This is a genomic window from Vibrio sp. J502 (assembly GCF_025397955.1).
Lineage (GTDB): Bacteria > Pseudomonadota > Gammaproteobacteria > Enterobacterales > Vibrionaceae > Vibrio > Vibrio anguillarum.
The window spans coordinates 3,288,678-3,315,509 of sequence record NZ_CP104554.1 but is presented as its reverse complement, the minus strand read 5'-3'; the positions used below and the strand labels follow the sequence as shown (position 1 = coordinate 3,315,509).

Below are 26,832 nucleotides of genomic sequence, written 5' to 3'. Positions count from 1 at the left end.
CCAATGTCAGGTTTTAAACAGCACACAGGTTTGGTCGTTCCTCTTGATGCAGCGAACGTCGATACAGATGCCATTATCCCTAAGCAATTTTTACAGAAAGTAAATCGCACTGGTTTTGCAAACACCTTTTTCATGATTGGCGTTTTCTAGATGATGCAGGTCAACAACCTAATCCAAATTTTGTCATGAATAAACCTCGCTATGAAGGAGCGAGCATTCTACTTGCTCGTGAAAACTTTGGGTGTGGTTCTTCACGAGAACATGCCCCTTGGGCTTTAGCGGATTACGGCATCAAAGCCATGATTGCACCCAGTTTTGCGGATATTTTTTATGGTAACTCAATCAATAACCAAATGGTTCCAGTCCGCCTTACAGAGCAAGAAGTTGATGAAATATTCCAATTTGTTGAAGGAAATGAAGGTGCTCAACTAACTGTAGATCTTGAACGAATGGAAGTTAAAGCCAATGGAAAAACATACTCATTTGAAATTGATGAATTTCGTCGCCATTGCTTACTTAATGGATTAGACAATATCGGTTTGACGCTACAGCACGAAGATAAAATCGCTGATTATGAAACAAAAATTCCTAGCTTTTTGAAATAGCGAGTATCGATTTAATTTCCAGAGGTTGGTGTAGATGCACCAACCTTTTATTTTATCTGAAATTTATCAATCCCTACCTAGGTCATATAACCTATGAGATGAGAGGTAAATGATGAAATATCTATTAACGCTATGTTTGACACTCGGGTCAACGAATGTATTTTCTGCTCCTAAATCACAACTATGGGATTATTGGAACTCTAGTAATGAAGAAAATACACAAGCCATTTCACATCAAATTTGGCAGACAACACTTGATACTTATCTAATCCAAGAAAATCACAACAACCTCTTCGATTATCAAAGGGTCAACTCAAAAGATAAAGAGCAATTAGAGCTCTATATTTCACAATTATCAGCCCTTGATCCAAGAGAGTATGCAAAGCTGGAACAATATGCTTACTGGGTCAACTTATATAATGCCTTAACAGTTAACTTAATCGTCGATCATTATCCAATACCATCCATCACTAAACTGGGAGGATTTTTCTCATTTGGCCCTTGGGAACAAAAGATCATTACCATCAATCAAAAAGAGCTGACTCTCAATGATATTGAACATCGAATTTTAAGACCCATTTGGAAAGATCCTCGAACCCATTATGCGGTCAACTGCGCAAGCCTTGGCTGCCCAAACTTACAAAAGCAGGCTTTCACAGCAGAAAATACTGAATTATTACTGGAGAAATCAGCCACTGAGTTTATCAATAGCGAAAAAGGAGTAAAGGTCACCAATGATAAATGGGTTCTGTCTTCTATTTATGACTGGTTTGCTGAAGATTTTGGAACGAAACAGCAATTATTTGAGCACTTAGTGCAGTACAACAAGGCACTAAAAAGCGAGAAAAAGAGTATCAGCTATCACTATGATTGGACATTGAATGATACGAATAGATAGAAAAAAACCTCAGCATTTCTGCTGAGGTTTCGTAATTCAAACCTGGCGATGTCCTACTCTCACATGGGGAGACCCCACACTACCATCGGCGCTGTTGTGTTTCACTTCTGAGTTCGGCATGGGTTCAGGTGGGTCCACAACGCTATGGTCGCCAAGCAAATTCTTTTAGCTTACAGAGCTATAAAACTGGTGCTGATACCAGAATCGAACTGGGGACCTCATCCTTACCAAGGATGCGCTCTACCGACTGAGCCATATCAGCACACTGTATCTTGTGTCACAAGTGACTAAAAAGCCCGCTCTTACAAACGGGCTCTTATAAATTCAAAGCCTGGCGATGTCCTACTCTCACATGGGGAGACCCCACACTACCATCGGCGCTGTTGTGTTTCACTTCTGAGTTCGGCATGGAATCAGGTGGGTCCACAACGCTATGGTCGCCAAGCAAATTTCTTAATTCGGAAAGCTGTTTCGTTCTCATTCACACATTCAATGTTCTTCCATTGAGCCCACAAAACCCCTTCGGTGTTGTATGGTTAAGCCTCACGGGCAATTAGTATTGGTTAGCTCAACGCCTCGCAGCGCTTACACACCCAACCTATCAACGTTCTAGTCTCGAACAACCCTTTAGGACACTTAAAGTGCCAGGGAAGACTCATCTCAGGGCTCGCTTCGCGCTTAGATGCTTTCAGCGCTTATCAATTCCGAACTTAGCTACCGGGCAATGCCATTGGCATGACAACCCGAACACCAGCGGTTCGTCCACTCCGGTCCTCTCGTACTAGGAGCAGCCCCCTTCAATCTTCCAACGCCCACGGCAGATAGGGACCGAACTGTCTCACGACGTTCTAAACCCAGCTCGCGTACCACTTTAAATGGCGAACAGCCATACCCTTGGGACCGACTTCAGCCCCAGGATGTGATGAGCCGACATCGAGGTGCCAAACACCGCCGTCGATATGAACTCTTGGGCGGTATCAGCCTGTTATCCCCGGAGTACCTTTTATCCGTTGAGCGATGGCCCTTCCATTCAGAACCACCGGATCACTATGACCTACTTTCGTACCTGCTGCTCGAACCGTCATTCTCGCAGTTAAGCGGGCTTATGCCATTGCACTAACCTCACGATGTCCAACCGTGATTAGCCCACCTTCGTGCTCCTCCGTTACTCTTTGGGAGGAGACCGCCCCAGTCAAACTACCCACCAGGCACTGTCCGCAACCCCGATGAGGGGCCTACGTTAGAACATCAAAACGACAAGGTGGTATTTCAAGGTCGACTCCACGCAATCTAGCGACTGCGCTTCTAAGTCTCCCACCTATCCTACACATGTAGGTTCAATGTTCAGTGCCAAGCTGTAGTAAAGGTTCACGGGGTCTTTCCGTCTAGCCGCGGGTACACTGCATCTTCACAGCGATTTCAATTTCACTGAGTCTCGGGTGGAGACAGCGTGGCCATCATTACGCCATTCGTGCAGGTCGGAACTTACCCGACAAGGAATTTCGCTACCTTAGGACCGTTATAGTTACGGCCGCCGTTTACCGGGGCTTCGATCAAGAGCTTCGACCTAAGTCTAACCCCATCAATTAACCTTCCGGCACCGGGCAGGCGTCACACCGTATACGTCATCTTGCGATTTTGCACAGTGCTGTGTTTTTAATAAACAGTTGCAGCCACCTGGTATCTGCGACTCTCGTCAGCTCCATCCGCGAGGGACTTCACCAATAAGAGCGTACCTTCTCCCGAAGTTACGGTACCATTTTGCCTAGTTCCTTCACCCGAGTTCTCTCAAGCGCCTTGGTATTCTCTACCCGACCACCTGTGTCGGTTTGGGGTACGATTGCTTATAATCTGAAGCTTAGAGGCTTTTCCTGGAAGCAGGGCATCAATGACTTCACTGCCGTAGCAGCTCGACGTCGTGTCTCAGCCTAACAAGAAACCGGATTTACCTAGTCTCTTAGCCTACGCACTTGAACCAGGACAACCGTCGCCTGGCCCACCTAGCCTTCTCCGTCCCCCCATCGCAATTATAAGCAGTACGGGAATATTAACCCGTTTCCCATCGACTACGCTTTTCAGCCTCGCCTTAGGGGTCGACTTACCCTGCCCCGATTAACGTTGGACAGGAACCCTTGGTCTTCCGGCGGGGAGGTTTTTCACCCCCCTTATCGTTACTCATGTCAGCATTCGCACTTCTGATACCTCCAGCATGCTTTACAACACACCTCAACGGCTTACAGAACGCTCCCCTACCCAATACAGTAAACTGTATTGCCGCAGCTTCGGTTTACTACTTAGCCCCGTTACATCTTCCGCGCAGGCCGACTCGACCAGTGAGCTATTACGCTTTCTTTAAATGATGGCTGCTTCTAAGCCAACATCCTGGCTGTCTGAGCCTTCCCACATCGTTTCCCACTTAGTAGTAATTTGGGACCTTAGCTGGCGGTCTGGGTTGTTTCCCTCTCCACGACGGACGTTAGCACCCGCCGTGTGTCTCCCGGATAGTACTTACTGGTATTCGGAGTTTGCAAAGGGTTGGTAAGTCGGGATGACCCCCTAGCCTTAACAGTGCTCTACCCCCAGTAGTATTCGTCCGAGGCGCTACCTAAATAGCTTTCGGGGAGAACCAGCTATCTCCGAGTTTGATTGGCCTTTCACCCCTAGCCACAAGTCATCCGCTAATTTTTCAACATTAGTCGGTTCGGTCCTCCAGTTGATGTTACTCAACCTTCAACCTGCCCATGGCTAGATCACCCGGTTTCGGGTCTATATCCAGAGACTGAAGCGCCCAGTTAAGACTCGGTTTCCCTACGGCTCCCCTATTCGGTTAACCTTGCCACTGAATATAAGTCGCTGACCCATTATACAAAAGGTACGCAGTCACACCACGAAGGTGCTCCTACTGCTTGTACGTACACGGTTTCAGGTTCTATTTCACTCCCCTCACAGGGGTTCTTTTCGCCTTTCCCTCACGGTACTGGTTCACTATCGGTCAGTCAGTAGTATTTAGCCTTGGAGGATGGTCCCCCCATGTTCAGACAGGATAACACGTGTCCCGCCTTACTCGATTTCACTTATAATGATGGAACAGTTACGGGGCTATCACCCTTTATTGCGCCACTTTCCAGAGGCTTCACCTGCATCATTAAAAGCTTAAGGGCTAGTCCAATTTCGCTCGCCGCTACTTTCGGAATCTCTGTTGATTTCTTCTCCTCGGGGTACTTAGATGTTTCAGTTCCCCCGGTTTGCCTCCTTACCCTATGTATTCAGGTAAGGATACGTACTTATGCACGTGGGTTTCCCCATTCGGAAATCGTAGACTCAAGTGGCTGTTACTGCCTAATCTACGCTTATCGCAAGTTACTACGTCCTTCATCGCCTCTGACTGCCAAGGCATCCACCGTGTACGCTTAGTCACTTAACCATACAACCCGAAGAAGTTTCGTGTTGTAGACAAGTCACCAAGGTTGTCTCTCATTATTTGAATGAGCGAGAGACGTTTGATTTTGCCGGACTCAATTTTGAAAACTTACCGAAGTAAGCTTTCCCAAGAACACTTGAATGTGTTTGGTATCAATACGTTAAACGCATTGATGTTGAGAACTTTTATTTGATAACAACAAACACGTTCGTTGTTATCAGTCAGCTTTCCAAATTGTTAAAGAGCACGATTTTCTAATGAAAACCATTTTTAAAAACACTATTGCTAGTGCACTTAAAGATGGTGGAGCTATGCGGGATCGAACCGCAGACCTCCTGCGTGCAAGGCAGGCGCTCTCCCAGCTGAGCTATAACCCCATCAGGTGTGTGATACTGTGTGCCAATCTTCTGGGATGAAGAATTGGTGGGTCTGAGTGGACTTGAACCACCGACCTCTCGCTTATCAGGCGAACGCTCTAACCACCTGAGCTACAGACCCAGCATCGTCTCTTAAACTGTATAAACCATCAATCTGTGTGGACACTCATCAGTGTAATCTTCGTATAAGGAGGTGATCCAGCGCCAGGTTCCCCTAGCGCTACCTTGTTACGACTTCACCCCAGTCATGAACCACAAAGTGGTGAGCGTCCTCCCCGAAAGGTTAAACTACCCACTTCTTTTGCAGCCCACTCCCATGGTGTGACGGGCGGTGTGTACAAGGCCCGGGAACGTATTCACCGTAGCATTCTGATCTACGATTACTAGCGATTCCGACTTCATGGAGTCGAGTTGCAGACTCCAATCCGGACTACGACGCACTTTTTGGGATTCGCTCACTATCGCTAGCTTGCTGCCCTCTGTATGCGCCATTGTAGCACGTGTGTAGCCCTACTCGTAAGGGCCATGATGACTTGACGTCGTCCCCACCTTCCTCCGGTTTATCACCGGCAGTCTCCCTGGAGTTCCCGACATTACTCGCTGGCAAACAAGGATAAGGGTTGCGCTCGTTGCGGGACTTAACCCAACATTTCACAACACGAGCTGACGACAGCCATGCAGCACCTGTCTCAGAGTTCCCGAAGGCACACCTGCGTCTCCGCTGGCTTCTCTGGATGTCAAGAGTAGGTAAGGTTCTTCGCGTTGCATCGAATTAAACCACATGCTCCACCGCTTGTGCGGGCCCCCGTCAATTCATTTGAGTTTTAATCTTGCGACCGTACTCCCCAGGCGGTCTACTTAACGCGTTAGCTCCGAAAGCCACGGCTCAAGGCCACAACCTCCAAGTAGACATCGTTTACGGCGTGGACTACCAGGGTATCTAATCCTGTTTGCTCCCCACGCTTTCGCATCTGAGTGTCAGTATCTGTCCAGGGGGCCGCCTTCGCCACCGGTATTCCTTCAGATCTCTACGCATTTCACCGCTACACCTGAAATTCTACCCCCCTCTACAGTACTCTAGTGAACCAGTTTCAAATGCGGTTCCGAGGTTGAGCCCCGGGCTTTCACATCTGACTTAATCCACCACCTGCATGCGCTTTACGCCCAGTAATTCCGATTAACGCTCGCACCCTCCGTATTACCGCGGCTGCTGGCACGGAGTTAGCCGGTGCTTCTTCTGTCGCTAACGTCAAATGATGCTGCTATTAACAACACCACCTTCCTCACGACTGAAAGTACTTTACAACCCGAAGGCCTTCTTCATACACGCGGCATGGCTGCATCAGGCTTGCGCCCATTGTGCAATATTCCCCACTGCTGCCTCCCGTAGGAGTCTGGACCGTGTCTCAGTTCCAGTGTGGCTGATCATCCTCTCAGACCAGCTAGGGATCGTCGCCTTGGTGAGCCATTACCTCACCAACTAGCTAATCCCACCTAGGCATATCCTGACGCGAGAGGCCCGAAGGTCCCCCTCTTTGGCCCGTAGGCATCATGCGGTATTAGCCATCGTTTCCAATGGTTATCCCCCACATCAGGGCAATTTCCTAGGCATTACTCACCCGTCCGCCGCTCGCCACCCAAGGAACAAGTTCCTCTGTGCTGCCGCTCGACTTGCATGTGTTAGGCCTGCCGCCAGCGTTCAATCTGAGCCATGATCAAACTCTTCAATTAAAGTTTTGTTGGTCCTAAGACCGGCTCAATGAATACTGACTTCAAAACTGTTTTTACTCGAAAGTAAAAAGTAATTTTAAAGCTATTGTTGTTCCAACAGAACAACAATGAATTGACTGTGCCAAAATCAAGTAAACTTGATTCTGATTGGTCACTCAGTTCATTGATAAATCTTTTTTGATTATCATCAATGAGTGCCCACACAGATTGATAGGTTTATATTGTTAAAGAGCGTTCTTCGCTGGGTTGCCGAGGCTTCCTTTGAAGAGGCGGCCATTCTAGCGAGATAATGGAAAGTGTCAAACACTTTATTAAATTATTTCGTCTTATTGATTTGACCTACTGATTGGCTGCTGGTTGGGCTTGAACCCTTACTGGCTGTGCCGTGTCAGTGAGGCGGCATTATAGGGAGAACGAAGATGAGTGCAAGCGGTTTTTAGAAAAAAGTACCTTCTGATAGCTCAAGTGAACAAAAAGACGCCAAAGCGTTAAATATCGATTAATTAGCGACCTATTTCCCTCTCTAAATCTCCTTGTTATCACCAGAGCATTGAGGTGACACACTTCATATTGCGTGCTTTTCTTCGTCAATGAAAGCTCGCACTGAGGCAGTACAAAGAAGCATATTACTCATCACTATCGAAGAAATAAGAGATTCTAGAGCGTGGGTTAAGATAGTCTCGGATTTTATCCGGAAGTTTATGCGGAAGAATAGCATTAACAATTTTCAAATCTCGATCAGCTAAATCAATAATGGGCGCTTGGGTTCGCGGAACCTAAGGGTCGTAAATCAATACATTAGGATATAGTAAGTGGCTGGCGTTTACGGAGATGACTAACCCAACCATATTGTTAGAAAGCTGAACAACGGTTCCCGGAGGGAAAACGCCCATAAATTTAACCAATACGTTTAAGTTTTCGTTACTATATAAATGATTACAATGCTTATACATATAGGAAAGTGCAATATAAGGAATCTTCTGCTCTGCAACGATATTGGGATGACACAAATTATCAAATACATTCGCGACCGTAATGGGTAGTGTTTAGAAATCTGTGTCATTTCAGTATGATATACAAAACAGGAATGACACATGAACAAAGACTTCGATCTAGAACAAGCTATTAAAGCCCTTCAGTCAGGCCAAGACCTGACAGGTAAAGATGGCTTCTTAACTCCGCTCATTAAACAAATCACAGAAGCTGCTTTGAAAGCAGAACTCGAACAGCACCTTGAAGGTGATGAGCAACCTAACCGTAAGAACGGCTCAAGCAAGAAAACGATTAAGTCTTCTGTCGGCACGTTTGAACTGGATACCCCACGCGACCGCTCTGGAACATTTGAACCCCAGTTAGTTAAGAAGAACCAGACTAAATTGACCGATGAGATCGACCGTAAGATCCTATCCATGTTCTCGCTCGGTATGAGCTACCGTGATATCCGTGGTCACGTAGAAGATATGTATGGCATTGATGTCTCTGAGGCCACCATCACAGGTGTTACCGACCGTTTGATACCTGAGCTGAAGGAGTGGCAGCAACGTCCGCTCGATGCACTTTATCCCTTTGTCTGGCTTGATGCCATCCACTATAAAATCAAAGAAGACGGACGCTACGTTAGCAAAGCGATATACACAATATTGGGCTTAGATGTTGAGGGGAAAAAGGAGCTACTCGGTCTTTATCTGTCAGAGTCGGAAGGCGCTAATTACTGGCTCTCCGTGCTAACAGATCTGTATAACCGCGGCGTTGAAGATATCTTGATCGCCTGCGTAGATGGGCTAACAGGCTTCCCAGAAGCGATAGCAACCATCTATCCTGATACAGAAGTTCAGCAATGCATCATTCACCAAATCCGTAACTCTATGAAATATGTTGCCTCTAAGCATCAGAAGGCGTTTATGGCCGACTTGAAGCCAGTCTATCGGGCTGTCAGCAAAGAAGCGGCCGAGATGGAGTTGGATCGTTTGGAAGCCAAATGGGGACAGCAATACCCAATAGTGATTCGTTCCTGGCGGAACAAATGGGCAAATTTATCGGTTTACTTTAAATATCCAGAATACGTCCGAAAGGCTATTTACACGACAAATGCTATTGAAGCCGTACATCGCCAATTCCGTAAACTGACCAAAACTAAGGGTGGGTTCCCAAATGAAAATAGCTTGCTTAAGCTACTGTATGCTGGGATATTGAATGCTTCTAAGAAATGGACAATGCCAATACAGAATTGGAATATGACATTGTCTCAACTGGCGATTCATTTTGAAGGTCGCTTGGATGACGTCTTAGATATTTAGCCAAAATTAGCTGACACAGAATTCTGAACGCCCTCCCGTAATGACCTGTGAAAGCTCATCAATAGCCGATTCCTTTAAACCAAGCGGATACCCACTGCCGTCATTGAGTTCATGATGCTGTTCTATTACTCTCTTTGCACTTTCTGGAAAGCTATCGATATGACTCGCAATATCCAAACCATACTTAGTATGTAATTTGAGATAATTTTGTTCGGGCTCTGTCAGTGTTGTTTTCTTTCTAACAATCGCGGTGGGAACCTTAATTTTGCCTATATCATGAAACAGCGCAGCAAAAGCAAGTTCTTTGATTTTTTGAGCATCATACCCTTTCGCTTTTCCTATCATCATTGCAATGACCGAAACGTTGAGTGAATGAAAGTAGATGCCTTCAAACTCACTTTTGCCATTCATTAAATGCAGCGTAACGCTATCTTCACTCAGTAGCTTATCGACGATATCTTCAACCAAAATTGAAGCTTCATCTATCGCATCCTCTGGCCGATTGCGTATCTTGTTCATTACCGCACGCATGCGGGATAGAGAACGCTCAAACTCTTTTTCACAGTTTAGAACTCGCCTACGATATGCGTTCAACTTTTCAATCCGTTTCTGCTTCTCTTCCCACAATTTTTCAGCCTCACTCTCCATCTCTGAAGATTTTTCTATGGCTTCCGGCTGCGTATTGACAGGTAAGGGTTGAGTATCGCTTTGCGCAGGATTGATATAAACATGTTGAATCCCCAAGTGTTTTATCAATTGAATCTGTTCTTGGGATTTAATCTTAAAGCTATTAAAAAGAAAGGGGTGTTCGTTCCACTTTACGGGCAACTTAATGTGCAGGCCAGGCTGCAATCTATCTACTGTGATTTTTATGCTTGCCACAATTTATATAACACCTTAAGTACTAAGTAGTTAATGAGTTTAAAAGAAGTCACTCAAAAGTTCATCAACTACATATTAGTAGTGTTGATATAAATGTGTATGGCTAGAAGCAAGAAATGTGCGCTGTTCAATATAGAAGTATGTGAAGGCTATCAAAAGAGTCCCATTCATCTAAGATAGTGGACTATTATTTCGAGGACAAAAACAACAAAGCCCCGACTTTCGTCGAGGCTTTGTTGTTTAAATTATGGTACCGGTGGGCGGACTTGAACCGCCACTCCCGAAGGAAACGGATTTTGAATCCGTCGTGTCTACCAATTTCACCACACCGGCATCTTGGGCATTGCCCTTTGATGGTTGGCATTATACGTAAGAAAGTTATTGGCGCAATAACAAAATATTGAAATACAAATCGTTTGCCGATATTTTCGCCACAAACCTTCAAGCTGTGCGTCTCTTCTCTTTTCAGATCCTCTTCGAGGCTATATGCTGCTGCAATTTCGCGAATACAAAAGATGTTTAGATATGATGAGTAACTCTATTTCTCTACCGCCTGCCGGATTACTACGCCGATTTGGTGCGCTCATTTACGATGCATTAATCATCATTGCTCTTGAGATGATGGCTGCTGGTGTTGTCGTTGCTATATTAGAAGCTCTCGTTGCGTTGAATGTGATGAGCTATGGCTCGTATGCAGATGTCAGCGACTTTCTCACTCGTCATCCCATTTGGAGCTATGTTTACACATTTTACCTTGCCGCTGTCTGGGTCTACTTCTTCGTCTTTTTCTGGACAAGAGCAGGCCAGACATTAGGGATGCGTGCTTGGCGACTTTTGATAATTAACGAACAAGATGGAAATTCAATCAGCGCCACGCAAGCTTTAATACGTTTGTTCACCTCAGGCTTTGGCTTGGCAAACCTCACCGTACCCTTTGATCAACAAAAAAGAGGGTTCCAAGATATTTGGGCCAAAACGAAAGTAGTGGTACTTCCTAAAGTTAATTGAGTCGGAATAACAAAAAGGAAAGTTTGCCCTTCCTTTTTGTTAATAGTTCTTACCTGTCATTTTTAGAGTTTTCGTCTTAACAACATTACGGCAACGCTGAGAAACACCAAACTGGGTGCGACGGCACCAAACACTGGTGGGATACCATAAACAAGACTCAGTGGGCCGAAAAACTCACTGGAAATATAAAATGTAAAGCCTGCAATCACGCCTGACAAAATCCTTGCGCCCATAGTAACGCTGCGCAATGGCCCAAAAATAAACGACAGTGCCATTAGCATCATCACAGCAATAGAAAAAGGTTGAGTAATTTTACGCCACAACGCCAGATCGTACCGTGAAGCATCTTGCTCCGACGTTTTTAAATAGCTGACATAATCATACAAGCCACTCAGTGACAACTCTTCAGGCTTGACCGTGACAACCGCCAGTTTGTCTGGAGCTAATGAGGTCGTCCAACGGTATTCAGGTAATGTTTGCTTTGTTATCAATACATCATCGCGCATGTCGGTGATTTGAACATTTTTCATTACCCATTGATTGTCTTTATCGTAATCCACCTCTTCGGCAAAAAGGATGTTTTGCAAACTCTTATTGTTATCAAAGCGCCACATATTTAAGCCATAGAGTTTGTTGTCATCAATTTTACCAATAAAGATAAAATCATTCACATCGCGCGCCCACACACCGCTGCGCACTGAAACAATACTACCGCCAGAGAGAGAAAAAGCTCGCAGATCTCGCGCCATCTTCTGCGCTTGGGGTGCTCCCCATTGGCCAAGCAAGGTGACAATGATCATTAATGGCACTGCGGTTTTTAATACCGACATACCGATATTAAGCTTAGAAAACCCCGCAGCTTGCATGACAACGAGCTCAGAACTGATGCCAACATACCTAACCCAATCAACGCACCGAGTAAGGCGGCCCTAGGAAAAAACATCTCGATATCACGAGGAATGCTCAACACCACAAACAGTAAAGCTTGCAGTAAATCGTAGCTTCCTTCCCCGACTTCCTCAATTGCTCAACATATTTGATAATGCCGGACAAACCAACAAAGGTCGCCAGCACTAGCGAGGTTGTCGCAACAATAGTCGGCCGACGTATAAATCTAAAATCTTAAACACGCGTTATGCTGCCTTCTTTAGTCTTAGTTTATCTTGAAGCGCCGCACTGGCACACTGTCCATGATATCACTGAAATCGCCGCCAAAAGTAACGCAGCATTGATTGGCCACATACCGATCACCGTAGCAAGTGAGCATCTTCAATGGCGGACTTGGTTGCGCTGATGGCCATAAAATAGGCCAAATAAATTAAGATTGCAGGTCCCCTTTTCGCAAAGCGTCCTTGCCGGGGTTAACCGCCGACAAAGGGACCACCAGCATGGTGAGTAATGAATACAAATCACCAGAGAATTCGCCATTGCAACTCAGCTTTCGCTCTTCGATCCGGGTTGGAAAGCAGATTGGATGTCGGTAAACGCCTCCCAATCACGTCCTTTCGGTTTAACTTCACGCTGCCCAATTAAACCTTCGTATTCGTCAAATTTTGTGATCATATAATCAACGCGTGTTGGCACGCCTTCATAGCGAATCCCGTCATACATGGTGATCATCTGACGGCCATCACTGAGCTCTTTAAACATCACCAGAATTAGAGAACATCACACTCGGGAGTATCGAATCCTTTGGTGCAAGCTGCGCAACAAACACATTATGCAGTTTTTTGTTTTCAATATTTTCGATGAAAACTACTGAGGGAAACCATCTGGTGTGCGTTGAATTGTCCTTTCTGTAGCAAATCAACACTATTTTCTGCTGCGAGCTGCTCCATTAATTGTGCTTCTTTGTCTTGGCTCCAAGGCGCCAACCAGAATGCGTTAAATGCTGCAGCACCTGAAGTGATCAAAGCCAAATAGAGTGCAGCACGGATCAAAAATTTATTGCCGATGCCAGTGGCATCATCACCGTAATTTCGCTTTCTGCGTACAAACGCCCAAAAGTCAGTAAGATGCCGATATACAAACTCAAAGGCAGCATTAATAACCCCATTGCGGGCATATTTAAACTCACAATAGATAAGATCATTCGTGCTGGAATGTCACCATCGGAAGCTTCAGCCAAAACGCGAATAAATCGGTTGGCTAAGAAACACGAGAAACAGTACGAAAAAGATCGAAATTGGCTCTTGAGTGTCTCGCGGATCAAATATCTAACAATAATCACTGAAATTACCTATACAAAACTTGTTTTTTTGATTGAATCACTATAATTTCCCGTTGAACCTTTTATTTTTAAAATTTTCACTAACTGTTAGACGTTCAATTAAAAGTAGAATCCAAACTCGGATTCAACCACTAAGAGCACATTATCTAACATTTAGTTCTATTTGTCTTCAGGATGTAGGAGTACGCATGGAGTTCAGTGTAAAAAGTGGCAGTCAGAGAAACAACGTAGCGCATGTATCGTTGTTGGAGTGTTCGAACCACGCCGCCTTTCTCCAGTAGCAGAGCAGCTTGATAAAATCAGCGACGGCTATATTAGTTCACTACTTCGCCGTGGGGATCTCGAGGGTAAACCCGGCCAGATGCTACTGCTGCATCAAGTCCCTGGTGTTCTGTCTGAACGCGTTTTACTGGTAGGTTGTGGTAAAGAGCGCGAATTAGGCGAACGTCAGTACAAAGAAATCATTCAAAAAACCATCAGCACACTGAACGAAACGGGTTCAATGGAAGCCGTATGTTTTCTGACTGAACTACACGTTAAAGGTCGCGATACTTATTGGAAAGTACGCCAAGCGGTTGAAGCAACGAAAGATGGTCTGTACACCTTTGATCAATTCAAGAGCGTGAAACCTGAGACTCGCCGCCCACTGCGCAAACTTGTCTTTAACGTACCGACTCGCCGTGAGCTTAACTTAGGTGAGCGCGCGATTACACACGGCCTTGCGATTGCATCCGGTGTGAAAGCGTCGAAAGATCTCGGCAATATGCCACCCAACATTGCCCAACCCAGCTTATCTTGCATCTCAAGCGCGCCGCTTAGCGGACGACTACGAGAGCGTCACCACCAAAATCATTGGTGAAGAAGAGATGGAAAAGTTGGGCATGACCTCTTACCTCGCTGTCGGTCGTGGTTCAAAAAATGAGTCGATGATGTCGGTCATTGAGTACAAAGGCAACCCAGATCCAGATGCAAAACCAATTGTGTTGGTGGGTAAAGGCCTAACGTTTGATTCCGGCGGTATTTCATTAAAACCAGGCGAAGGCATGGATGAAATGAAGTATGACATGTGCGGTGCGGCGTCAGTCTTTGGCGCAATGAAAGCATTGGCTAAATTGAAATTGCCATTAAATGTCGTGGGTATCTTAGCCGGCTGTGAAAACATGCCAGGCAGCAATGCCTATCGCCCTGGTGACATTCTCACGACTATGTCTGGCCAAACGGTTGAAGTACTCAATACCGATGCCGAAGGTCGCTTAGTGCTATGTGATGCACTCACTTACGTTGAGCGTTTTGAACCCGATTGCGTGGTAGATGTGGCGACACTAACTGGCGCTTGTGTGATTGCATTAGGTCACCACATCAGTGGCGTGGTTTCAAACCACAACCCATTGGCGCATGAATTGGTTAATGCTTCCGAACAAGCAAGCGATCGCGCATGGCGTCTACCAATGGCCGACGAGTACCACGAGCAGCTAAAGAGCCCATTTGCTGATATGGCAAATATCGGTGGTCGCCCTGGTGGTACGATTACCGCTGGCTGCTTCTTATCTAAATTTGCTAAGAAATATAACTGGGCGCATTTGGATATTGCTGGCACCGCGTGGAAGTCAGGTGCAGCAAAAGGATCAACAGGTCGTCCCGTCTCATTGCTCGTCCAGTTCTTATTGAACCGCAGCGGCCAAGAGTCTGAGGAATAACCTCAAAATGTGAAAAGGGCCGCAAGGCCCTTTTTTGTTGATGAGCGATTAGATAGTAGGTGACAACATGCAGCGAGCCACCTTTTACATTGTGAACGAAGAAAGCCCTCAGGCAACGCTGGCAGGCTTTGAGCAATATGTCCTATTTCTGGCTCATCACTTCGCCAAACAAGGGGCAAAAATTTATCTGCATTGTGATGATAAAACTCACGCTGAACAGTTTGCCGAACATTTATGGCAAGTGCCTGCAGAACAGTTTGTCGCGCACAATCTGGTGGGTGAAGGCCCGAAATACTCAACTCATATCGAGATTGGCTACCCCAACGTCAAACCCAATTGGAATCGTCAACTGGTAATAAATGTGGCGGATAATCATACAACCTTTGCGAACGCCTTTGCTGAGGTGGTAGACTTCGTCCCCTGCGAAGAAAAAGCAAAGCAACGAGCACGCGAAAGGTATAAAATCTACCGTCAAGCTGGCTACCAATTACAAACAATCGAGATCCAACATCCATAGGTCAAACCTTATAGTTAAGGCGATCTTTAACAAGATCCTTCACTTATGAAGTTTGACTAAGATTAACCATTCACAGTATCCATTTAAGAGCACTATGGAAAAGACATATAACCCAACAGCAATCGAACAAGCTCTGTATCAGACTTGGGAAGAGAACGGCTACTTTAAGCCTCACGGTGATACATCAAAAGATGCGTACAGCATCATGATCCCACCGCCGAACGTCACTGGTAGCCTTCATATGGGTCACGCATTCCAAAACACCATTATGGATACTTTGATCCGCTGCGAACGCATGAAAGGCAAAAATACCTTATGGCAAGTGGGTACAGACCACGCCGGTATTGCTACCCAAATGGTGGTTGAACGTAAAATTGCCGCAGAAGAAGGCAAAACCAAACACGATTACGGTCGTGATGCCTTCATTGACAAAATTTGGGAATGGAAAGACGAATCAGGTGGCACCATCACTAAACAGCTTCGCCGCCTTGGCGCATCGGTAGACTGGGATCGTGAACGATTCACTATGGATGCGGGCCTATCAAATGCCGTTCAAGAAGTGTTTGTTCGCCTTTACCAAGAAGATTTACTCTACCGTGGTAAACGTCTTGTGAACTGGGATCCAAAACTGCACACTGCAATTTCTGATCTAGAAGTAGAAAACAAAGACGTCAAAGGTCACATGTGGCACTTCCGTTACCCACTGGCTGACGGCGTAAAAACAGCAGACGGTAAAGACTACATTGTTGTTGCGACCACTCGTCCTGAAACCATGCTGGGTGACACAGGCGTAGCGGTTAACCCTGAAGATCCACGCTACCAAGCTCTGATCGGCAAAGAGATCATGCTGCCAATCGTCAATCGTCGCATTTCTATCGTGGGCGATGAGCACGCAGACATGGAAAAAGGCACAGGTTGTGTGAAGATCACCCCTGCTCACGACTTCAATGACTATGAAGTCGGTAAGCGCCACCAACTGCCGATGATCAACATTTTCACCTTTGATGCCAACATTCGTGACGCCGCCGAAGTGTTCAACACCAATGGTGAACCAAGTGACGCTTACAGCAGCGATCTTCCTGCTAAATACCAAGGCATGGAGCGCTTTGCGGCACGTAAAGCCATCGTAGCTGAATTTGAAGCTCTCGGCCTGCTTGAAGAAATCAAAGATCACGACCTCACCATTCCTTACGGTGACCGTGGTGGTGTGGTTATCGAACCGATGCTGACCGACCAATGGTACGTACGCACAGCGCCACTAGCGGAAGTCGCAACCAAAGCCGTTGAAGATGGCGAGATTCAATTTGTGCCTAAGCAGTACGAAAACATGTACTTCTCATGGATGCGTGACGTGCAAGATTGGTGTATCTCACGCCAACTTTGGTGGGGTCATCGTATTCCTGCTTGGTATGACAACGACGGCAACGTTTATGTCGGCCGTAACGAAGAAGAAGTGCGCGAACAAAACAACCTAGCACCAGTGGTGGTACTGCGCCAAGATGATGATGTATTGGACACTTGGTTCTCCTCTGCTCTTTGGACTTTTGGTACACAAGGCTGGCCAGAAAATACTGAGGCACTAAAAACATTCCACCCGTCTGACGTTCTTGTTACTGGTTTTGACATCATCTTCTTCTGGGTTGCACGCATGATCATGATGACCATGCACTTCTGTAAAGATGAGAATGGTAAACCACAAGTGCCATTTAAAACTGTTTATGTCACAGGCCTTATCCGTGATGAAAACGGCGACAAAATGTCAAAATCTAAAGGCAACGTGCTTGATCCTATCGACATGGTCGATGGTATTGATCTTGAATCTCTGGTTGAAAAACGTTGTGGCAACATGATGCAGCCACAGCTTGCAGCCAAGATCGAGAAAAATACACGTAAAACCTTTGAAAATGGTATCGAATCTTATGGAACCGACGCACTGCGTTTCACGCTAGCAGCGATGGCTTCAACCGGTCGTGATATCAACTGGGACATGAAACGCCTAGAAGGTTACCGCAACTTCTGTAACAAACTCTGGAACGCGAGCCGTTACGTGTTGATGAATACCGAAGATCTCGATTGTGGCTTTAACGCAGGTAGCGAGCTTGAGTATTCGTTAGCCGATAAATGGATCGAGTCTCAATTTGAATTGGCGGCTAAAGAGTTCAACAACCATATCAACAACTTCCGTTTAGATATGGCGGCAAATACCCTTTACGAATTCATCTGGAACCAATTCTGCGACTGGTACTTAGAGCTGACTAAGCCCGTATTATGGAAAGGCAGTGAAGCGCAGCAACGTGCAACACGCCGTACATTAATTACGGTATTAGAGAAAACATTACGCCTCGCGCACCCAGTGATCCCGTATATCACTGAAACCATTTGGCAAAGCATTAAGCCATTAGTGGACGGCGTTGAAGGGGATACCATCATGCTGCAAGCGCTGCCTCAGTACGATGAAGCGAACTTCAACCAAGCGGCGCTGGATGATATCGAATGGGTGAAAGCCTTTATTACTAGCATTCGCAACCTACGTGCCGAGTACGATATCAACCCAGGCAAACCTCTTAACGTGATGCTAAAAGCCGCCAACAAGCAAGAAGTGGCACGTTTAGAAGCGAACAAAGCGGTACTGTTGTCACTGGCTAAACTGGAGGCTCTACGCGTTCTTGAAGAGGGTGAAGAGACTCCCGCTTGTGCAACGGCGCTGGTTGGTCAATCTGAACTGATGATCCCAATGGCTGGTTTGATTGATAAAGATGCGGAGCTAGAGCGCTTAGCAAAAGAGATTGCTAAAACTCAAGGCGAAATCAAACGCATTGAAGGCAAACTCAATAACCAAGGGTTCGTCGCTAAAGCACCCGAAGCCGTTGTCGCTATCGAGCGTCAAAAGCTGAATGGCTATCAAGATACCTTGGTTAAACTGGAAGAACAGAAAGCGACCATAGCCGCGCTATAATCGCGATTGCGTTACCATTAAAAAGGTCGGTGTGAAAATACCGACCTTTTTTGTTTATTCACGCCATCAGCAGACGCGATTTTTGTGCTCTCCGCGCTCAAACGCGGCAATGTTATCCATCAAAATCGTTGCCAATTGTGAAATAGCTGAGTCACTACCCCATGCCACGTGTGGTGTAAGCAACAAATTTGGCAAATCCATATTGGCTAGTAAGGGATTTGTTTTATCCGCTGGTTCTCGACTGAATACATCCACTCCAGCGCCAGCAATTTGCCCAGATTTCAATGCTGTCACAAGTGCTTGCTCATCAACCAAACCACCACGGCCTGCGTTAATCAACAATGTATTAGGCTTCATCATCTTTAATTCGTTCTCACCTATCAGATTTCGGGTTTGTTCGCTCAATGGGCAATGTAAACTCACAACATCCGCCTCCGCTAACATTTGTTCAAAGGGCATAAAACCTTGCCGCATAACTTGGCCCCCTTTCGTTCAGCAAATATCACCTGCATGCCTATCGCTCGTGCCAACGTTGCGGTTGCCTGTCCGAGCGCGCCACTCCCGACTACACCAAGCGTTGAACCTGCAACATCCCCTATCGGATGAGTAAAAAAGCAAAATTGTTGATTGCGCTGCCACTCGCCATTGGCAATATCTTGATGATAAGCAAACAGGTTACGCCTTAAGGCATAAATCATCCCAACTACATGTTCCGGAACAGAACGGGTGGCGTAGCCTTGAACATTCACCAGTGCGATGCCTGCTTCACGACAGTAATCGACATCGACGTTATTGACGCCTGTGGCCGACACAGCAATCAAGCGCAATTTCGGACATTGTGAGAGTAGCACCCTATCCAGCACCACTTTATTGGTGATTACGATATCGGCTTGAGATAGGCGATCGAGCGCTTGTTCGGCAGAAGTAAAGTCAAACTCAAGCCAATGATGAGCAAAAGGTAAGCTTGGCAATCGAATATAAGCAGGGATTGTGGCCCTATCGAGAAAGACAACCGTGGGTAGTGACATATCAGCTCCTTGTCGCCACCCACATCACACTAAGGTCGTGGCAACGTTTTGTAATCTGGTAATTTTCGCTCAGGATCAAAGTGTTGCAAAATTTGCTCTTGTGCTTCGGGATAAAAGTCACAAGCAACAAAAAGGTTACGCAACCAATGACTCTTTGGGTGATAAAAACTGAGCTCTGCGGCATGCAATGCTAAGCGATCAGAAAAATCTTGCGCTTCTTGCGGGGCATAAAACTCATCACCCACAATCGGATAACCCAAAGCTTGCATGTGAACACGTAATTGGTGCGAACGGCCAGTTACGGGAAGAAGACGTACAATTGTCGTTTTTTCTTCTCTTTTCGCTACTTGATATAAAGTTTTTGATGGTTTTCCATCTTCAAAGCAGACTTTCTGTTTAGGCCGATTTGGCCAATCGCAAATCAGGGGTAACTCAACCACCCCCTCGTCAAGCCCCATTACGCCCCACACGCGAGCGTAATAAATTTTATGCGTTAAACGGTATTGAAACTGCTTTTTCAATGCCCCTTCCGCGTATTTATTTTTTGCCAGCACCATCAAGCCAGAAGTCGACATATCCAAACGATGCACAACTTGGATCTCTGGATATTGCTCAGCCAAACGACTCCACATACTGTCGTGATGCTCAGGCAAGCGTCCTGGAACCGACAGCAGACCTGAAGGTTTATTCACCGCGAGAATCTGCTCATCTTCATAGACAATATCAATCCAAGGATCTGTGGGCGGCGTGTATTCAAGCATAGCCATCGAAGGTTTCTCCTAAAAAAATCGGCGCATTATAACAACCTCTCCGCCAAGCCAATAGAGAAGAGTCATCTTAGTTTCGTTAAATCACGAAATCGTCAGTAAGTTAGCCTTGCTTAGAAATATCACTTGAAATGTAACTTAAAATTGACAGATTAACTGGGTGTGATATTGATTGATGAGCTTGACATTAAAGTCAGCTTCAAAAGCAAAAATTATAAATAACACAACATCAAGTCTAAGGAACAAGAATGGAACACAGCGTCCCTTATCAATCGGCCAAACGTTTAACCCTATCACAACTGCTTCGTTCACTCGGGCCGGGCATTATGATGGCAGCAGCAGCCGTCGGCGGCTCTCATCTCGTCGCGTCAACTCAAGCAGGCGCAATTTATGGCTGGCAACTCGCAGGCCTCATTTTGCTGGTCAACTTATTAAAATACCCCTTTTTTAAGGCTGGCATTCAATACACCATGGGGACAGGCAAAAGTTTAGTACAAGGCTATGCTCATCTCGGGCGTGCTTACTTATGGGTTTTTGCCCTCTTAAGCGTGGTATCGGCCATTATAAACACCGCCGCGTTACTGCTGTTTAGCGCCAGCTTACTGGCCTATTTTGTCCCTTTTGAGCTGGGCAATATTGTTCTTTCCGTGATTGTGCTGACCACTTGTTTGCTGATCCTTTTTGCAGGCCACTTTCGCGCGCTCGACTCACTTTCTAAAATGATTATGGCAGTACTGACAATCGCCACCTTACTCGCCGTGGTGATTGCCGTCGCAAACCCAGCGCAGATAGTAGTGGAAACTATTTCACCTTCACCTTGGACACTCGCCGCGATCGGTTTTTTGGTAGTAACTATGGGCTGGATGCCCGCACCCATTGAGATTTCGAGCATCACTTCAGTGTGGCTCAAACGTCAATGCCAAGAGCAGCAAGTGACGCCGCAATCCGCACTATTTGATTTCAATGTGGGCTATATCGGTACTGCAATCTTGGCGATTGTATTTTTGGCGCTTGGTGCCTTAGTACTACACGGAACAGGCGTTGAGCTCTCGAAATCTGGCGTCGGCTTTTCGCATCAATTGGTCGGATTGTACGCTTCAACCATAGGTGAGTGGTCACGTTATTTGATTGCAGTGATCGCCTTTTTCTGTATTTTTGGTAGCACCATCACCGTTATTGATGGCTATTCACGAGTGATTGCAGAATCACAACGTCTTTTGCAAAACAAAGAGAGCCAAAGCCCACGTTGCTACCAAGCTTGGGTCATCGTGGTATCGGCTTTAGCGCTGGCCATCATTGCCTTTTGGGCTTCAGCACTGATGCCAATGCTGAATTTTGCGATGATCATGGCGTTTATGACCACGCCAATTTTTGCGCTGCTCAACTATATACTGGTGACTAAAACACCTTTACCAGCTGAACTCGCAGTAGGAAAAAAACTCAAAGCGCTGTCTATCGTAGGGCTTGTTTATCTGTTTGGCTTTTTAGCGCTATTTATTTGGTGGAAGTGGATTATGTAACAGCAGACAAAACAAAGGCCTTATCGAAAAGGCCTTTGTTATTTTTAATGTAACGCCACAAGGGCCAAGTAAAGGGATCAGTTATGCGTCACAACGATTAAACGCAACGAATCCAGTTGGAATTGCGCTTTACCGATGTAACCGCTTAACTCGTTAATCTGCTCTTCAATCGCGCTGATCTCTTCATCACGAATGTTCGGGTTGACTGCTTTAAGCGCCAATAAGCGCTCCAGTTCACCGTTTAAGCTCGACTGCATCTCTTTTTGCGCTTGTTCACGAATCGCTTCAACACGGCTCACAACTTGGCTTTCACTGGCAGCAATTAAGCTATGCACATCATTTTGTACCGACGTAACAAGCTTGCTGGCCAAATGACGATTCACAGGGCTTAATTGGCGGTTGAAGCTTTCAAACTCAACTTGCGCGGAGAGATCATTACCACGCGCATCCATCATCAAACGGATTGGTGTTTGAGGAAGGAAGCGGCTGATGCCACTGCGTTTTGGCGCTTGTGCATCCACCACATAGATCAACTCAAGCAGCAAAGTCCCAACAGGCAGAGCTTTATTTTTCAGCAGAGAAACCGCTGATGTTCCCACGCCTTCGCTCATCAGTAGGTCGATCCCGCCTTGAATCATCGGGTGTTCCCAACTGATGAAATTCATATCTTCACGCGATAATGCCGTATCACGATCAAAAGTGATGGTCGCTCCTTCATACGGCAAACCGGGGTAGCTTGGCACCATCATGTGCTCTGATGGTGTGACCACCAGCGCGTTTTCACCCCGATCATCTTGGTTTAAACCGATCGCATCAAATAAGCTCAAAGCGAAAGTAACCAAGTTAGTATCGCCATCCGTTGATGCTATACTTTCGACGATTTTCAATGCTTTTTCGCCACCGTTTGAATGCATTTCAAGCAGTCGGTCACGCCCTTGTTCAAGCTGAGCCTTCAACGTTTTGTTGAGCGTTGCTGACTGTTCAATGATCTCATCCAGCGTATCGATATTTCCCGAAGCCAGCATGTCAATCAGATCATCGGTATATTTATCATACACAGCGCGGCCTGTTGGGCAGGTTTCAGCAAATGCATTCAAGCCTTCATCAAACCAACGCGCCAAAATCGCTTGCGATGTGCCTTTAAGGTACGGCACATGGATATCGATATCACGGTGTTGACCAATACGATCCAAACGGCCAATGCGTTGCTCTAAAAGATCTGGGTTAAACGGCAGATCAAACATCACCAACTGGTTAGCAAATTGGAAGTTACGCCCTTCAGAGCCGATTTCACTACAGATAAGCACTTGCGCGCCACCCTCTTCTTGTGCGAAATAAGCGGCGGCTTTATCACGTTCTAAAATCGACATACCTTCATGAAAAACCGTAGCGCGAATGCCTTCACGCTCACGCAGCGCTTGCTCCAGTTGTAACGCGGTGCTAGCGCGAGAAGCGATCACTAAAATCTTTTCGCTGCGTTCTCTTTCACTTTTTCAAGCAGCCAATTCACGCGAGAATCGAACTGCCACCAGCTTGCATCATCGCCTTCAAACTCTTGAAAATCTCTTCGGGATAGAGCATTTTCATCGCGCGAGCCTGAGCACTGAGCTTACCGCCGATCATGCCAGCCACTCGCATCGAAGTCGTGTATTGCGTGGGGATTTCCATCGGCATCAAGTGCACATTACGCACAGGGAATCCTTTAATCGCAGCGCGGGTGTTTCTAACAGCACGCGGCCTGTGCCATGGCGATCCATCAGATTATCAATCAGCTCTTGGCGAGCAGAGGCTTTGCTCTCTTCATCGGCATCGCTTTCAATAATGCGAAACAGCGGCTCAACGTCTTGCTCTGAAAGTAGCTCGGTGATTTGGTTTTTGGCTTCGTTTTGCAACTTCTCACCCGAAAACAGGGCACTGACTGAATCGGCTACGGGCGCATATTGCTCTTCTTCTTCAACGAACGCCTCATAATCGTAAAAACGATCGGGATCGAGCAAACGCAAACGCGCAAAGTGGCTTTCACGGCCCAATTGCTCCGGCGTTGCCGTTAGCAGCAGTACCGCTGGGGTGTTTTGCGCTAGCCCTTCGACCACTTGGTATTCGCGGCTTGGTTTATCTTGGCTCCATTCTAGATGGTGCGCTTCATCCACCACCAATAGATCCCACTCCGCCTCAAGTGCTTGTTCAAAACGTTGACGACTTTTACGCAGAAAATCGAGCGAACAAAGCACATATTGCTGAGTATCAAAAGGGTTATGTGCTTCAGCGAACGCTTCAACACAGCGCTCCTCATCAAAAATGGAGAAATGAAGATTAAAGCGACGCATCATCTCCACCAACCATTGGTGCTGCAAGGTTTCCGGCACCACAATTAAAATACGTTCCGCGCGGCCAGAAAGCACTTGTTGATGAATGATCATCCCCGCTTCAATGGTTTTACCTAACCCGACTTCATCGGCTAATAACACGCGGGGCGCATGGCGACGGCCAACCTCATGTGCGATATAAAGCTGATGAGGAATCAGGCCCGCGCGCATGCCACATAAACCACGCATTGGGCTTTTGTGTTGTTGATATTGGTTAGTCAGGGCGCGATAACGCAACACAAAATTATCCATGCGATCAATTTGACCTGCGAACAATTTATCTTGCGGTTTGTTGAAACGGATTTGGTGACTTAAGAAAATTTCACGTAGCGCCACGCCGCTTTCATCGTTGTCTTCGCGCGTACCGAGATAAGTGAGTAGTCCTTGTTCTTCAACAACTTGCTCAACGCGTAGCGACCAGCCTTCTTGGCTTTCAACCACATCGCCGCTGTTGAACGTCACTCGTGTTACCGGGGCGTCACTGCGTGCATAAACGCGGTTTTCTTCTGATGCAGCAAACATCAAGGTCACAGTACGCGCATCAAGCGCTACCACAGTACCTAAACCAAGATCACTTTCTGTATCGCTTATCCAGCGTTGCCCCAAAGCAAAACTCATGAATCGACTACCTTATTTATTTGGAATGATTGTATCGATCTGCTACACGTGAAGGCAACCCTAATTATGATTGTTGTTGGAGTGTGGTGCAGAAAAGGTCGCTAATCTTACTTGATGGCGTGATACAGGTCACGTGTAAAGCGAAGGATAACCAAGATTTTTTTCTTCAACTTTTGGTTGACATCAAACTGTAAGAAATCGGTGGCATTTGTAGTAAACAAGGTTGCTATACTTGTTGTAACGATGCTTGCTTTGCCCAGCCAAAAGGATGACTCTGGCACGAAGCATGCAGAACCAAACAGACAATGAGTATCAACACAGGCTTGCAGTAAGTCATCGAGCGATCGAGTCACTACCGGCATCCATTGATCGATAACCTCCTACTTGCTGGCATCTTTTGTTAAGCACGCTGCGTAGCAGCAAGGAGACGCTTATGGGCGATACCGATCGGAAACTGTTTGTACTTGATACCAACATCCTGCTTCATGAACCTTTAGCCATTTACTCCTTCAAGAGCATGACGTCGTCATTCCGATGGACCGTTCTTGAAGAACTTGACCGGATCAAAGACAGCAAACGCGATGTTGCACGAGATGCGCGGGTCGCAATTCGTGCTTTAGAACACTTATTTCACGATGCCACCCCAGACGAAATTACCGAAGGTATTCCATTCTCTAAAGAGGCCAGCAAGACGGGAACTATCTCGATTCTCGCCGACTTTGAGTTGCAAGAAACCGTCAAAGCCTTTGCTGACAAAGCCGGCGATAACCGTATCCTCAATGCTGTTCTTTACCTGCAAGCGAAACGAGCGCCACGCGCTGTGGTTCTCATCACCAAAGACATCAACATGCGATTGCGCGCTAAAGGTGCAGGCGTGCGCTATGTTGAGGATTACCGCACTGACCAATTGATTGATGATGTTCAGTACCTGACCAAAGGCTTCCAAGTTCGTGAAGGCAACTTTTGGAGGCAACGTCGATGAAGTTGAGAGCAGAACCGTCGCGGAAAAGCCTTTCATACGCTAGATAAGGCGCCATTTGATCGACCTTTATTAATCAATATGTCATTGATGAAGAAAGCGATTTTCGGCGCGCGTGCATGAAATCAACACAGACAAAATCACGCTGCTTGATATTGGTCGCGAGAGAATGATGCACCGCAAAGCGTGGGACATCACCCCGAAAAATATCTACCAAGCGATGCACTTGATGCTTTGCTTGATCCAAGCATTGATTTGGTGATTTTAACTGGAGCCGCTGGTAGCGGAAAACGCTGCTCGCGATGGCCGCCGCTCTTGAACAAACCATTGAGAAGAAGATGTTCGATAAGATCATCGTCACCGTAACACGCCAGATATCGAGAGTCGATCGGCTTCTTACCCGGAACAGAGGAAGAGAAAATGATGCGTGGCTGGCGCGGTAACGGATACACTGGAAGCCTTGCACAAAAACGATCACTGCACCGAAGGTTCACTCAAATACATCTGCGATAAAGCCAATATCCAGTTTAAATCGATCAACTTTATGCGTGGGCGCTCAATCCAAAATGCCTTTGTGTTACTCGATGAGTGTCAAAATTTAACCGCTTCTCAAATCAAAACCATCATCACGCGCTGTGGTGAGGGCACTAAAATTGTCTGCTCTGGTAACTTAGCGCAGATTGACTCCCACTACTTAACCCCGGTGACCTCAGGTTTGACCTACATGGTTGAGCGCTTTAAAAACTTTGAAGGCAGCGCCAACATTCACTTAAATGGCGTCGTGCGCAGCCGCTTGGCCGAATTCGCTGAAGAGAATTTATAATCACATTAGGCGAGATATTATTAATATCTCGCCTTTATTTTAAAATAATTATTCACAAATTTAGCATTTATATGTTTTACTAAGGCCATTCATCATTCACCGTTTAGGACTG

At 46.2% G+C, this 26,832-nt stretch carries 12 protein-coding genes, 4 tRNA genes, 4 rRNA genes and 8 pseudogenes; 11 read left to right on the top strand and 17 right to left on the bottom strand.

The window, feature by feature from the left end:
* The first annotated feature begins 3 nt into the window (after nucleotides 1-3).
* Both leuD and N5E84_RS15550 read left to right on the top strand, forming a co-directional pair.
* Nucleotides 4-605, top strand: a pseudogene (gene leuD, locus N5E84_RS15555) (3-isopropylmalate dehydratase small subunit).
* 112 nt (nucleotides 606-717) lie between these two features.
* On the top strand, nucleotides 718-1,503 hold the full coding sequence (locus N5E84_RS15550) for a DUF547 domain-containing protein (protein WP_013856007.1): 786 nt from the start codon (nucleotides 718-720) through the stop codon (nucleotides 1,501-1,503).
* 40 nt (nucleotides 1,504-1,543) lie between these two features.
* Here the strand turns inward: N5E84_RS15550 and rrf (N5E84_RS15545) are convergent.
* The 8 genes and pseudogenes from rrf (N5E84_RS15545) to N5E84_RS15510 all read right to left on the bottom strand — a co-directional run.
* A 5S ribosomal RNA gene (rrf, locus tag N5E84_RS15545) occupies nucleotides 1,544-1,659 on the bottom strand.
* A 31-nt stretch (nucleotides 1,660-1,690) separates the two neighbouring features.
* A tRNA-Thr gene (locus N5E84_RS15540) sits at nucleotides 1,691-1,765 on the bottom strand.
* A gap of 67 nt (nucleotides 1,766-1,832) precedes the next feature.
* A 5S ribosomal RNA gene (gene rrf / locus N5E84_RS15535) occupies nucleotides 1,833-1,948 on the bottom strand.
* Nucleotides 1,949-2,035: 87 nt separating this feature from the next.
* A 23S ribosomal RNA gene (locus tag N5E84_RS15530) occupies nucleotides 2,036-4,927 on the bottom strand.
* A gap of 298 nt (nucleotides 4,928-5,225) precedes the next feature.
* Nucleotides 5,226-5,301 (bottom strand) — tRNA-Ala (locus tag N5E84_RS15525).
* Between the two features lie 44 nt (nucleotides 5,302-5,345).
* Nucleotides 5,346-5,422: transfer RNA gene (locus N5E84_RS15520), tRNA-Ile, on the bottom strand.
* 65 nt (nucleotides 5,423-5,487) lie between these two features.
* Nucleotides 5,488-7,032, bottom strand: a 16S ribosomal RNA gene (locus N5E84_RS15515).
* Together the 16S, 23S and 5S rRNA genes with 3 tRNA genes alongside form the textbook arrangement of a ribosomal RNA operon.
* Before the next feature lie 626 nt (nucleotides 7,033-7,658).
* Nucleotides 7,659-8,069 (bottom strand): annotated as a pseudogene (locus N5E84_RS15510) (HD family phosphohydrolase); the annotation flags it as partial.
* 57 nt (nucleotides 8,070-8,126) lie between these two features.
* On the opposite strand from N5E84_RS15510, the gene N5E84_RS15505 reads away from it, so the two are divergent.
* A complete protein-coding gene (locus tag N5E84_RS15505) occupies nucleotides 8,127-9,329 on the top strand; it encodes an IS256 family transposase (protein WP_095661319.1) in 1,203 nt (400 codons plus the stop codon).
* Between the two features lie 39 nt (nucleotides 9,330-9,368).
* Here the strand turns inward: N5E84_RS15505 and N5E84_RS15500 are convergent.
* Both N5E84_RS15500 and N5E84_RS15495 read right to left on the bottom strand, forming a co-directional pair.
* Nucleotides 9,369-10,211, bottom strand: a pseudogene (locus N5E84_RS15500) (HD-GYP domain-containing protein); the annotation flags it as partial.
* Between the two features lie 248 nt (nucleotides 10,212-10,459).
* Nucleotides 10,460-10,544, bottom strand: a tRNA-Leu gene (locus tag N5E84_RS15495).
* Between the two features lie 153 nt (nucleotides 10,545-10,697).
* On the opposite strand from N5E84_RS15495, the gene N5E84_RS15490 reads away from it, so the two are divergent.
* Nucleotides 10,698-11,219 (top strand): RDD family protein, encoded by a 522-nt coding sequence (locus N5E84_RS15490; protein WP_019282505.1) that lies wholly within the window; start codon nucleotides 10,698-10,700, stop codon nucleotides 11,217-11,219.
* A gap of 62 nt (nucleotides 11,220-11,281) precedes the next feature.
* Here N5E84_RS15490 and lptG read toward each other — a convergent pair.
* The 3 genes and pseudogenes from lptG to N5E84_RS21435 all read right to left on the bottom strand — a co-directional run bounded on the left by lptG (nucleotide 11,282) and on the right by N5E84_RS21435 (nucleotide 13,449).
* Nucleotides 11,282-12,349: pseudogene (lptG, locus tag N5E84_RS15485) on the bottom strand (LPS export ABC transporter permease LptG).
* A 304-nt stretch (nucleotides 12,350-12,653) separates the two neighbouring features.
* Entirely contained in the window at nucleotides 12,654-12,869 is a 216-nt protein-coding gene (locus N5E84_RS21440) for a hypothetical protein (RefSeq protein WP_410001419.1), read from the bottom strand.
* 86 nt (nucleotides 12,870-12,955) lie between these two features.
* Nucleotides 12,956-13,449: pseudogene (locus N5E84_RS21435) on the bottom strand (LptF/LptG family permease).
* Nucleotides 13,450-13,637: 188 nt separating this feature from the next.
* Here N5E84_RS21435 and pepA point away from each other — a divergent pair.
* From pepA to N5E84_RS15465, 3 genes and pseudogenes are all read left to right on the top strand, one after another.
* Nucleotides 13,638-15,146, top strand: a pseudogene (gene pepA, locus N5E84_RS15475) (leucyl aminopeptidase).
* A gap of 67 nt (nucleotides 15,147-15,213) precedes the next feature.
* Nucleotides 15,214-15,663, top strand: a complete 450-nt coding sequence (locus N5E84_RS15470) for a DNA polymerase III subunit chi (protein ID WP_017043380.1) — start codon at nucleotides 15,214-15,216, stop codon at nucleotides 15,661-15,663.
* Nucleotides 15,664-15,757: 94 nt separating this feature from the next.
* The gene (locus N5E84_RS15465; RefSeq protein ID WP_069212114.1) at nucleotides 15,758-18,619 is read left to right on the top strand and encodes a valine--tRNA ligase; all 2,862 of its coding nucleotides are present in this window, start codon (nucleotides 15,758-15,760) and stop codon (nucleotides 18,617-18,619) included.
* 66 nt (nucleotides 18,620-18,685) lie between these two features.
* Here the strand turns inward: N5E84_RS15465 and N5E84_RS15460 are convergent.
* Both N5E84_RS15460 and N5E84_RS15455 read right to left on the bottom strand, forming a co-directional pair.
* Nucleotides 18,686-19,647, bottom strand: a pseudogene (locus tag N5E84_RS15460) (D-2-hydroxyacid dehydrogenase).
* Nucleotides 19,648-19,676: 29 nt separating this feature from the next.
* Nucleotides 19,677-20,414, bottom strand: a complete 738-nt coding sequence (locus tag N5E84_RS15455) for an RluA family pseudouridine synthase (protein ID WP_019282508.1) — start codon at nucleotides 20,412-20,414, stop codon at nucleotides 19,677-19,679.
* A 248-nt stretch (nucleotides 20,415-20,662) separates the two neighbouring features.
* On the opposite strand from N5E84_RS15455, the gene N5E84_RS15450 reads away from it, so the two are divergent.
* Nucleotides 20,663-21,934, top strand: a complete 1,272-nt coding sequence (locus tag N5E84_RS15450) for an NRAMP family divalent metal transporter (RefSeq protein ID WP_019282509.1) — start codon at nucleotides 20,663-20,665, stop codon at nucleotides 21,932-21,934.
* Nucleotides 21,935-22,011: 77 nt separating this feature from the next.
* Here N5E84_RS15450 and rapA read toward each other — a convergent pair.
* Nucleotides 22,012-24,918, bottom strand: a pseudogene (rapA, locus tag N5E84_RS15445) (RNA polymerase-associated protein RapA).
* Between the two features lie 107 nt (nucleotides 24,919-25,025).
* The gene (locus N5E84_RS15440) at nucleotides 25,026-25,271 is read right to left on the bottom strand and encodes a hypothetical protein (RefSeq protein ID WP_261676495.1); all 246 of its coding nucleotides are present in this window, start codon (nucleotides 25,269-25,271) and stop codon (nucleotides 25,026-25,028) included.
* Nucleotides 25,272-25,351: 80 nt separating this feature from the next.
* On the opposite strand from N5E84_RS15440, the gene N5E84_RS21430 reads away from it, so the two are divergent.
* The 3 genes from N5E84_RS21430 (at nucleotide 25,352) to N5E84_RS21420 (ending at nucleotide 26,720) form a co-directional block, all read left to right on the top strand.
* Nucleotides 25,352-25,900: a PIN domain-containing protein gene (locus N5E84_RS21430; protein ID WP_410001418.1), complete on the top strand. Its 549-nt coding sequence runs from the start codon at nucleotides 25,352-25,354 to the stop codon at nucleotides 25,898-25,900.
* A 112-nt stretch (nucleotides 25,901-26,012) separates the two neighbouring features.
* On the top strand, nucleotides 26,013-26,159 hold the full coding sequence (locus N5E84_RS21425; protein ID WP_410001417.1) for a hypothetical protein: 147 nt from the start codon (nucleotides 26,013-26,015) through the stop codon (nucleotides 26,157-26,159).
* Between the two features lie 165 nt (nucleotides 26,160-26,324).
* Nucleotides 26,325-26,720, top strand: coding sequence for a PhoH family protein (locus N5E84_RS21420; protein WP_410001416.1), 396 nt, complete (start codon nucleotides 26,325-26,327; stop codon nucleotides 26,718-26,720).
* Nucleotides 26,721-26,832: the final 112 nt, after the last annotated feature.

Bases quoted from the DNA above. Each gene is read 5' to 3' on its own strand.
- N5E84_RS15505 (WP_095661319.1), top strand. From the start codon at position 8,127: ATGAACAAAGACTTCGATCTAGAACAAGCTATTAAAGCCCTTCAGTCA.
- N5E84_RS15465 (WP_069212114.1), top strand. From the start codon at position 15,758: ATGGAAAAGACATATAACCCAACAGCAATCGAACAAGCTCTGTATCAG.
- N5E84_RS15455 (WP_019282508.1), bottom strand. From the start codon at position 20,414: ATGGCTATGCTTGAATACACGCCGCCCACAGATCCTTGGATTGATATT.
- N5E84_RS15470 (WP_017043380.1), top strand. From the start codon at position 15,214: ATGCAGCGAGCCACCTTTTACATTGTGAACGAAGAAAGCCCTCAGGCA.
- N5E84_RS15490 (WP_019282505.1), top strand. From the start codon at position 10,698: ATGCTGCTGCAATTTCGCGAATACAAAAGATGTTTAGATATGATGAGT.
- N5E84_RS21440 (WP_410001419.1), bottom strand. From the start codon at position 12,869: ATGTTTAAAGAGCTCAGTGATGGCCGTCAGATGATCACCATGTATGAC.
- N5E84_RS15550 (WP_013856007.1), top strand. From the start codon at position 718: ATGAAATATCTATTAACGCTATGTTTGACACTCGGGTCAACGAATGTA.
- N5E84_RS15450 (WP_019282509.1), top strand. From the start codon at position 20,663: ATGGAACACAGCGTCCCTTATCAATCGGCCAAACGTTTAACCCTATCA.
- N5E84_RS21430 (WP_410001418.1), top strand. From the start codon at position 25,352: ATGGGCGATACCGATCGGAAACTGTTTGTACTTGATACCAACATCCTG.